The sequence below is a fragment of the Devosia sp. genome, assembly GCF_034675085.1.
GTDB lineage: Bacteria > Pseudomonadota > Alphaproteobacteria > Rhizobiales > Devosiaceae > Devosia.
Genome location: NZ_JAUCDN010000140.1, coordinates 1 through 8,404, shown reverse-complemented (window position 1 = coordinate 8,404; position 8,404 = coordinate 1). Strand labels below are relative to the sequence as shown.

Below are 8,404 nucleotides of genomic sequence, written 5' to 3'. Positions count from 1 at the left end.
TGCGGTCTGCGCGCCGTAATACTTGTCGGCGGGCACCTCGATCGTGCCCATGGTATCCGATTCAACGCGCGTGCTCATTGTTCACTCCCGATAGGCCGCCCCCAATGGCGGCAGACAAAGCAAAACGGCCGACCCCGATAAGGGACCGGCCGTCGGCATAACAGAACGGAGCGCAAAAAGCGCCTCGTCTTTCGTTTACTTCTTGACGTCGAGAATCTGCCGGCCGCGATACATGCCGGTCTTGAGGTCGACGTGATGCGGACGGCGCAGCTCGCCCGAATCCTTGTCTTCAACATAGGACGGGGTGGCAAGGGCGTCGGCCGAGCGGCGGAAGCCGCGCTTCATCGGCGAGGTCTTGCGTTTTGGCACTGCCATGGTCGGTACTCCGAATTCAACATCGTTGCGCCGCCAGAGCGGCCCAGAGAGATCATCTCTGAAAGGATTGGTCGGCTCTATAGAGCAAGCGAAGCGGCTTGGCTAGGGGGTTGTGCGGTGTCGGGCGCCGAAAGAGGCGGTTTTTGTGGAGCAGGCTCAAGCCGCCTGGACGCCCCTGGCCGGTTCGGCCCCCTCCAGCTCCCAGACCAGGCTCAGGCGCTCGGCCGGATCGGTGGGGGCAGGCAGATGGAAGACGCGGTCGGCGCAGGTCAGGGCGAGGCGAAAGCGGCTGCGGCTGACGGGGTCGGCGACGAGTTCGGCCAGGGTGCCGACCCAAAGGGCATGGCCGCCCTGGGCGAGCAGATAGAGATCGGCCTCGCTCATGCAGAACTGGTCGAGATTTTCCCCGAGGAGATCGAAAAGGCGGCCGGAGCGTCCCTGCCAATGGACGGCGCGGCTGAAGCCGGCATGGATGACCTTGCTGGAGGGGCCTTCGGTCATGTCCGTCTTCTCCCATAAGCCGGTTGAATGAGAACAAAATTAGAACAAAATGAGCAAGACGTCAAGTGGGGTCTTACCGCGTGACTACATGTATGTGCCTGTTCGTTTTTAACGTCAATATGTAGTGTCAGGTGGCGGAATTGCGTCGAACTTCGAGGCTCTGGCGCAGATGCGGGCCAAGGGGGCGGCCCAGGCCCTTTTCGATGGCTTGCAGGGTGAGGGCTTCGGTTTCGCCCTCGATGGCCTGGGCGAGGCGCTGGCTGAAAATCTCGGCGGGAAGTCCGGGCTCGATGGCGGGCAGGAAGCGGGCCTCGGCGGTGCCGGGCCAGATGATGGGGCTGTTGCGGCCCCAGAACAGGCCGGAATTGAGCGCCACAGGCACGACGGGAACCCCGAGCGCTTCATACATGCGCACAATGCCCTGGCGATAGGCGGGCGCGGCCAGGGCGGCGCGGCGGGTGCCTTCGGGGAAGATGACGAGGCGGCAGCCGCGCCCGATGGCGGACCGGCTCTCTTCGATCAGGGCGGGAATGGCCTGCGCTCCCTTTTGCCGGTCGATGGCGATGCAATCGAGCGAGCGGGCGGCCCAGCCGAAGAAGGGAATGCGCATCAATTCCTTCTTGGCGATATAGGCCGGGCGGCCGGTATGGGGGAAAATGGCGAAGACGTCCCAGTTGCTCTGGTGCTTTGCGGCGATGATGCAGCCGCCGGGCGGAATGTTCTCGGCGCCGCTGACAATGGTCTTGAGGCCGGTGAAAATGCGCAGATAGGCCAGGTTCGAGTGGCACCAGAACACGGCCATGGCCCAGCTCAGCCTTGTGCGGCCGGCGAAAAGAGCGATGGTGCCCACCACCAGCGCAATGACGACCGTCTGGCCGATGAAGACAACATAGAACAGGGCCGTGCGCAGGGCCTGGAAGGCGGTTCGGAAAATGGTCATGGCGCTGCCCAGCTGCCGGCTCAGGACGTCTCGGAAAGAAAGCGTCGCACGGTGGTGCGCGAGGTGATGGCGGTGAGCGCGGCGATGACCGGCACCACGGCGAGAATGCCGAAAAGGCCCGACCAGCCCAGGGCAAAACGCCCGAACAGCACGCCCACCTGGGCGCCGGCCTCGCTGGGCAGCATGCTGCCGGCCGCCGTGCCGATGAGGGCGAAAAAGACTAGCGCCATCACCGCGCCCAGCAGCCCCCCCTGAAGGCCGATGGAGAGGAACCGTCCCTGGAATTCGCCGGCGATGAAGCGGTTGGAGGCACCGATATAATGCAGCACGTCGACGATTTCGCGGTTGGTCGCCATGGCGCCGCGGGTGGCGAAGATGATGGCGAGCACGGTGGCCGCCCCGATCAGCACCAGCACCATGAGGCCGGAAAAAACGATGGTGCCGGCCATGGTGTTGAGTTGCTGGCGCCAGGCGGCGTGAGTGTCCAGGCTCGCGCCCTTGACGGCGCCGAGATTGCGCTGGAGCCCTTCGATATCGGCCTCGGCGGGATCGGAAAGCTGGACGACGACGAGGCGGGGAATCTCGATGGCGGTGAGATCGAGCCCGGAGCCGAGCCAGGGTTCGAGCAGCTTCTGGCTTTCCTCGATGCTGAGCGCGCGGGCGGAGGCCACGCCGGGGGTCGATTCGGCCAGCGACACGGCGCTGCGCAGATTGGAGTCCATCACCTCGCCCTCGACGGGACGCAACTGGATGGTGACTTCGCGCCCCACATCGGCCGACCAGGCGATGGCCGATTTCTGCATCAGCACCACCCCGCCCAGCGTGACGGCGGAAAGAAAGCTCATGATGGTGATGAGCAGAAGCAGCGTGCGCCCGGCAACGCTGCGCTCGGGAACGATGGGGGCGGCCCCGGTGCGGGCCGGCCAGAGGGAGATCAGCCGCTCAATCATGAATCACCAGCTCGCCCTTGTTGAGCAGCATGCGCGGATAGTTGAATTTTTCCAGCAGCGGCAATTCATGCGTCGCCAGGATGATCGTGGTGCCCAAAGTGCGGTTGAGCTCGGCAAACAGATGGACCAGGCGGCTCGACAGCTCGGGATCGACATTGCCGGTGGGTTCGTCCGCCAGGAGCACCTTGGGCCGGGCGATGACGGCGCGGGCAATGGCGGCGCGCTGCTTCTCGCCGCCCGAGAGCAGCGAGGGCAGCGCGTTCATGCGCTCGCCCAGCCCCACCCATTCGAGCAGTTCGGTGACGTTGGGACGGTATTCGCTTTCCGGCTGGCCGAGCACGCGCAATGGCAGGGCCACGTTCTCGAAGGTGGTCAGATGGTCGAGCAGGCGGAATTCCTGGAAGACGATGCCGATATGGCGGCGCATCTGCAAAAGCTGGTCCTGATCGAGCCGGCTCACATCCTCGCCGAACATGGTGACGGTGCCGCTGGAGGGTTTCAGGGAAAGCAGCAGCAGGCGCAGCAGGCTGGTCTTGCCCGAGCCGGAGGGGCCGGTGAGAAAATGGAACGAGCCCGGCTCCACCGAAAAGGTGAGGTTCCGCAGGATTTCCGGGCCATTGCCATAGCGCAGCCCGACATTGGAAAACTCGATCAAGACGGCAGGCTCCCCATCGGTCAGGGCGAATCACATTGCGGGCCAGCATAGCAGCCATGGGCCCCGCACGGGCAGGAACGGCATGGTTGTGGGCATCAAAGCGGCGCAAATGTGGTGGCGGGATGGGGTTTGAGGAGTTTTAACCCCCCGCCGCTAGGGTGAAGCCACCGCCCGCCCCTTCATGCGTCTGGCCCGATGATCATCACCTGTCCACATTGCCAGACCAAGTACCAGGTGGCCTACGAGGCCATCGGATCGGCGGGCCGCAAGGTGCAATGCGCCCATTGCCGCCAGGCCTGGCAGCAGGAGCCGGTGCAGCCCGAGGATGCGGACCAATTGCCCGAAACCGTGTTCGACGCGCTGGCCGAGGACGGGCTGGACGAGGCCATGGTCGAGGAAGAGCGCGCCGTGGCCCAGGAAACCGCGCAAAGCCGGAACAATGACGACTTGCAGCGCCGGCTGGCGGCCAGCGTCGATCCCGCGCTGATCCGCAAGCGGCAGAAGGCATTTTCGCGTCGGCGCAGCGCCATGGAGGCGGAATTGCCGCTGGCGCGGCTGCGGCGCAGCCTGCGGGTGATCGGCGCGCTGTTGCTGGTGGGGGTGCTGGGCACGGCCTATTTCGGCCGGGTGCAGGTGGTGGAGCGCTTTCCCGACATGGCGGGTCTTTATGCCGCGCTGGGGCTGGGGGTGAATGTGGTGGGGCTGGATTTTTCCGATCTTACCTCCCTGCGCACCCAGCGCGACGGCAAGGAGGTGCTGGTGGTCTCGGCCCAGATCGTGGGCCTGGCGCGCAACCCCGTCGCGGTGCCGCCGGTGGTGGTGACGCTGATCGACGACAAGGGCCAGGGCATCTATGAATGGAGCACCACGCCTTCGGTGCGCGATCTGATGGGCGGGGAGCGTTCCAGCTTCGACACCCAGCTCACCCAGCCGCCCAAGGCGGCGGCGCGCGTGCGCCTCAGCTTTGCCGGCGAGCACAAGAAACCCCGGGGCGGGGAGCGGGCCGCTGCGTCCGCCCCGCCGCCCCCCGCACAACCCGATTTTATCCAGGAGTAAGTCTGATGGCCCGTATTCTGGTCGCCGAGGATGACCCTTCCGTGCGCGCCTTCGTGGTCAGTGCCCTCAAGATGAAGGGCCATGAGGTCGTGGCCGAGGAAGATGGGGGCCTGGCCGCCGAAACCGCCGATGCCGAACAGGGGCGGTTCGACCTGCTGCTCAGCGACATCAAGATGCCGATCATGGACGGTATCGGGCTGGCCTTGCAGGTGGCGGCGAAATATCCGCAGATGATCATCGTGCTGATGACCGGCTTCGCCGACCAGCGCGAACGCGCCCATGGGCTGGACGCCTTCATCTATGACGTCATCACCAAGCCCTTCTCGCTGGCCGATCTTCTCGCCAAGATCGAGGATGCGCTGGCCGGCAAGCCGGTGGAGGTGCTCTCGCTGGCCCGCCAGGCGCAGGAAGGAATCTAGTCCTTTATTTTATCGCGTTTCCGAACCGCAAAACCGTTGCCACTTTTGCTGGAAACGCTCTGGGCTCAGACCCAGTCGGGAACGCTGTCCAGGGCGATGAGCTCGGCCAGCGATCTGCGCGGGCGGATGACGTGGTAGCGGGAGCCGTCCACCAGGATTTCGGGGACGAGCGGGCGGGAATTATAGGTGGAGGCCATGACCGCGCCATAGGCGCCGGCGCTCATCACCGCCAGAAGATCGCCTTCCTTGACGCCGGGTATGGTGCGGCCCTTGGCCAGATAGTCGCCGGTCTCGCAGACCGGGCCGACGATGTCGGCGGTGATCGGGGGCAGGTTGGAGGCGTTGACCGGCTGGACGTCGTGATGGGCCTCGTAGAGCGTGGGGCGGATGAGATCGTTCATCGCCGCATCGACGATGACGAAATTGGCGCTCCCTTCCTTCACATATTCGACCTTGGTGACCAGAATGCCGGCATTGCCGACCAGCAGCCGGCCCGGCTCGATGACCAGGGTGCAGCCCAGATTGCCGACCTTTTCGCGCACAACGGCGGCATAGGCGGTGGGAAGGGGCGGGGCTTCTTCATCGACATTGTAGGGAATGCCCAGGCCACCGCCGATATCGACGTGATGGATGTTGTGGCCATCGGCGCGCAGGGCCGTCACCAGTTCGGCCATGAGGCCGAAGGCATTGCCAAAGGGTTCGAGGTCGGTGATCTGGCTGCCGATATGCATGTCGACGCCCACCGCCTCGACATGGGGCAGCGCGGCGATGCGGGTATAGACCTCACGGGCGCGGGCATAGGGAATGCCGAACTTGTTCTCGGCCTTGCCGGTGGAAATCTTGGCGTGGGTGCGCGCATCGACATCGGGATTGACGCGGACCGAGACGCGGGCGGTGCGGCCCATGTCGGCGGCGACCATGGAGAGGCGCTCCAGTTCGGGCTCGCTCTCGACATTGAAGCACTTTATGCCGACATCGAGCGCCCGGCGCATCTCGGTGACGGTCTTGGCAACGCCGGAAAAGACGATCTTTTCGGGCGGAATGCCGGCGGCCAGCGCCCGCTCCAGTTCACCCACGGACACCACGTCGGCCCCGCAGCCCTCGCGGGCCATCAGCGTCAGCACGGCCTGGTTGGAATTGGCCTTCATCGCATAGGCGAGAAGGGTCGGAATGCCTTCGAAGGCCTCGCGAACCACGCGCACATGGCGGCGCAGCGTGGCCGAGGAATAGACATAGAACGGGGTGCCGACCTTTTCGGCCAGCAGGTTGAGATCGACGTCCTCGGCAAAAAGGGTGCCGTCGCGATGGTGGAAATGATGGACCATGATGTGCTGCCGATCTCGCGGGAAGAAAAGGTCGCTCCGCCGCGATCAGCGGCAGAAAGGGGAACTACTCGATGCCGCCATCGCCATGGGCGCGGCGTGCCCTGGCAAGGGCGCGTGGCTCGTGGGGCTGGCCGGTGAGCAGGGTTTTCCAGCGCGCCGCCTGTTCGAGCACATTGGAAGGGGCGGTGCCGCCATAGGATTTTCGCGCGGCCACCGAGGCTTCTACGGTCAGCACCTTGTGGATGCGGCTGTCGATGCGCGCATCGATGGATTTGAAATCCTCGATGGTGAGCCCTTCCAGGCCGCAATTCTTGCCTTCGGCCAGGGCGACGATCTGTCCGGTGATATGGTGGGCGTCGCGGAAGGGAATGTCGAGCTCGCGCACCAGCCAGTCGGCAATGTCGGTAGCGGTGGAAAAGCCGGCAGTGGCAGAGGCGCGCATGCGCTCGCGATTGGGCGCCATGTCGCCCACCATGCCGGTCATGGCGGCCAGCGACAGCGAGAGCGCGTCGAGCGCGTCGAAGGCGACTTCCTTGTCTTCCTGCATATCCTTGGAATAGGCCAGCGGCAGGCCCTTCATCACCACCAAAAGGCTGGTGAGCGCACCCAATATGCGCCCGATCTTGGCCCGCACCAGCTCGGCTGCGTCAGGATTGCGCTTTTGCGGCATGATCGAGGAGCCGGTGGTGAACTTGTCCGAAAGACGGACGAACCCGAACTGGGCCGACGACCAGATCACCATCTCCTCGGCGAAGCGCGACAGATGCATGGCACAGATGGCGGCGGCGGCGAGGGTTTCCAGGATAAAGTCGCGGTCGGAAACGGCATCGAGGCTGTTGGCGGTAGGCCGCTCGAACCCCAGCGCCTCGGCGGTCATCTGCCGGTCGATGGGATAGGGAGTGCCGGCGAGCGCCGCCGAACCCAGCGGGTTTTCATTGAGGCGCCGGCGCGCATCGATCAGCCGGCCGGCGTCGCGCCCCAGCATTTCGACATAGGCCAGAAGGTGATGGCCGAAGGTGACCGGCTGGGCGTTCTGCAGATGGGTGAAGCCGGGCAGGATGGTCTCGGCTTCCTCTTCGGCGCGCTGGACAAGGGCGAGTTGCAGGGTGTGGACCTGGGCCACCAGCGTGTCGATGGTGTCGCGGACATAGAGGCGGAAATCGGTGGCGACCTGGTCGTTGCGCGAGCGGGCGGTGTGCAGGCGCCCGGCGGCATCGCCGATCTTTTCGCGCAGGCGCGATTCGACATTCATGTGAATGTCCTCCAGCGCCCGCGAGAACGTGAACTTTCCGCTCTCGATTTCGGCCAGCACCTCGTCTAGACCGGCAAGGATAGCGTCGCGGTCGGTCTGCGTCAGAATGCCCGTGGCCGCCAGCATTGTGGCATGGGCCTTCGATCCGGCAATATCCTGGCGGTAAAGGCGCTGGTCGAAGCCGATGGAGGCGTTGATTTCCTCCATGATGGCATCGGGGCCGGTAGCGAAGCGTCCGCCCCACATCTTGTTGCTCATCGAAGACCTCGGAGACGTTCATGACCGAAATGCAAGCCCCCCGGCCAAACACGAAAAGAAGCGCGGTGCTTCTGGCGGCATTGGGCCTTGGCGGGGCGGCGCTAGCTATAGCGGTGTGGATGGGGCTCGGCAATGCCGGGCAGGCGGGAGAATGCCCGGTGCAGCGCGAGGCGGCCGCAGCCATCGACGCCGCCGCGACGGGCGAGCTGGCCGCGCTCAACGGCACGGGCGAAGGGCGGGGCTATGCCAACCTCGCCTTCAAGGACGCGGACGGCAAGGACATGACCATCGCCCATTTTTCCGGCAAGGCGCTGCTGGTCAATTTCTGGGCGAGCTGGTGCGTGCCCTGCCGCGAGGAAATGCCGGCGCTGGATGCGCTGGCGGGCAAATACAATGCCGATGACTTCATGGTGCTGCCGATCAATCTCGATATCGGGACGAGCGGGCTGGAAAAGGCGCAGGGTTTTCTTGACGAAGGACAGTTCACCCATCTGCCGCTTTATGCCGACAACACTTTCGCCGCCTTCGAGCGGCTCAAGCAGCAGGCCGTGGCCATAGGGCTGCCGGCGACGCTGGTCCTGGACGGCAATGGATGCGAACTGGCCGTGCTGCAAGGCCCGGCCGAATGGAACACCCCGGACGGCGAAGCGGTGATCGAGGCGCTGCTGAAGCT

The 8,404-nt window shown here is 64.9% G+C and carries 10 protein-coding genes; 3 read left to right on the top strand and 7 right to left on the bottom strand.

The features are described 5' to 3' along the window. Positions 1-195: 195 nt before the first annotated feature. From rpmF to ftsE, 5 genes are all read right to left on the bottom strand, one after another. Positions 196-375: a 50S ribosomal protein L32 gene (gene rpmF, locus VDP82_RS10290; RefSeq protein ID WP_323014757.1), complete on the bottom strand. Its 180-nt coding sequence runs from the start codon at positions 373-375 to the stop codon at positions 196-198. Between the two features lie 156 nt (positions 376-531). Then, positions 532-876, bottom strand: coding sequence for a hypothetical protein (locus VDP82_RS10285; protein WP_323014756.1), 345 nt, complete (start codon positions 874-876; stop codon positions 532-534). 127 nt (positions 877-1,003) lie between these two features. Continuing rightward, a complete protein-coding gene (locus VDP82_RS10280; RefSeq protein ID WP_323014755.1) occupies positions 1,004-1,816 on the bottom strand; it encodes a lysophospholipid acyltransferase family protein in 813 nt (270 codons plus the stop codon). 20 nt (positions 1,817-1,836) lie between these two features. Continuing rightward, on the bottom strand, positions 1,837-2,766 hold the full coding sequence (locus tag VDP82_RS10275; RefSeq protein WP_323014754.1) for an ABC transporter permease: 930 nt from the start codon (positions 2,764-2,766) through the stop codon (positions 1,837-1,839). After that, positions 2,759-3,421 (bottom strand): cell division ATP-binding protein FtsE, encoded by a 663-nt coding sequence (ftsE, locus tag VDP82_RS10270; protein ID WP_323014753.1) that lies wholly within the window; start codon positions 3,419-3,421, stop codon positions 2,759-2,761. The genes VDP82_RS10275 and ftsE overlap by 8 nt, the downstream gene beginning before the upstream one ends. A gap of 195 nt (positions 3,422-3,616) precedes the next feature. Here ftsE and VDP82_RS10265 point away from each other — a divergent pair, with 195 nt between their 5' ends. Next, the gene (locus VDP82_RS10265) at positions 3,617-4,477 is read left to right on the top strand and encodes a zinc-ribbon domain-containing protein (protein WP_323014752.1); all 861 of its coding nucleotides are present in this window, start codon (positions 3,617-3,619) and stop codon (positions 4,475-4,477) included. A 5-nt stretch (positions 4,478-4,482) separates the two neighbouring features. Then, positions 4,483-4,896, top strand: coding sequence for a response regulator (locus tag VDP82_RS10260; RefSeq protein ID WP_323014751.1), 414 nt, complete (start codon positions 4,483-4,485; stop codon positions 4,894-4,896). A 65-nt stretch (positions 4,897-4,961) separates the two neighbouring features. Here VDP82_RS10260 and lysA read toward each other — a convergent pair whose 3' ends face one another. Both lysA and argH read right to left on the bottom strand, forming a co-directional pair. Further along, positions 4,962-6,221, bottom strand: a complete 1,260-nt coding sequence (gene lysA, locus VDP82_RS10255; RefSeq protein WP_323014750.1) for a diaminopimelate decarboxylase — start codon at positions 6,219-6,221, stop codon at positions 4,962-4,964. Positions 6,222-6,285: 64 nt separating this feature from the next. Beyond that, entirely contained in the window at positions 6,286-7,731 is a 1,446-nt protein-coding gene (gene argH / locus VDP82_RS10250; protein WP_323014749.1) for an argininosuccinate lyase, read from the bottom strand. A gap of 20 nt (positions 7,732-7,751) precedes the next feature. On the opposite strand from argH, the gene VDP82_RS10245 reads away from it, so the two are divergent. Further along, positions 7,752-8,404 (top strand): TlpA disulfide reductase family protein (locus VDP82_RS10245; RefSeq protein ID WP_323014748.1); only part of this gene is annotated, 653 nt, incomplete at its 3' end.

Coding starts and splice junctions, on each gene's coding strand:
- argH (WP_323014749.1), bottom strand. CDS start 7,731: ATGAGCAACAAGATGTGGGGCGGACGCTTCGCTACCGGCCCCGATGCC.
- VDP82_RS10285 (WP_323014756.1), bottom strand. CDS start 876: ATGACCGAAGGCCCCTCCAGCAAGGTCATCCATGCCGGCTTCAGCCGC.
- VDP82_RS10260 (WP_323014751.1), top strand. CDS start 4,483: ATGGCCCGTATTCTGGTCGCCGAGGATGACCCTTCCGTGCGCGCCTTC.
- rpmF (WP_323014757.1), bottom strand. CDS start 375: ATGGCAGTGCCAAAACGCAAGACCTCGCCGATGAAGCGCGGCTTCCGC.
- VDP82_RS10280 (WP_323014755.1), bottom strand. CDS start 1,816: ATGACCATTTTCCGAACCGCCTTCCAGGCCCTGCGCACGGCCCTGTTC.
- VDP82_RS10275 (WP_323014754.1), bottom strand. CDS start 2,766: ATGATTGAGCGGCTGATCTCCCTCTGGCCGGCCCGCACCGGGGCCGCC.
- lysA (WP_323014750.1), bottom strand. CDS start 6,221: ATGGTCCATCATTTCCACCATCGCGACGGCACCCTTTTTGCCGAGGAC.
- VDP82_RS10265 (WP_323014752.1), top strand. CDS start 3,617: ATGATCATCACCTGTCCACATTGCCAGACCAAGTACCAGGTGGCCTAC.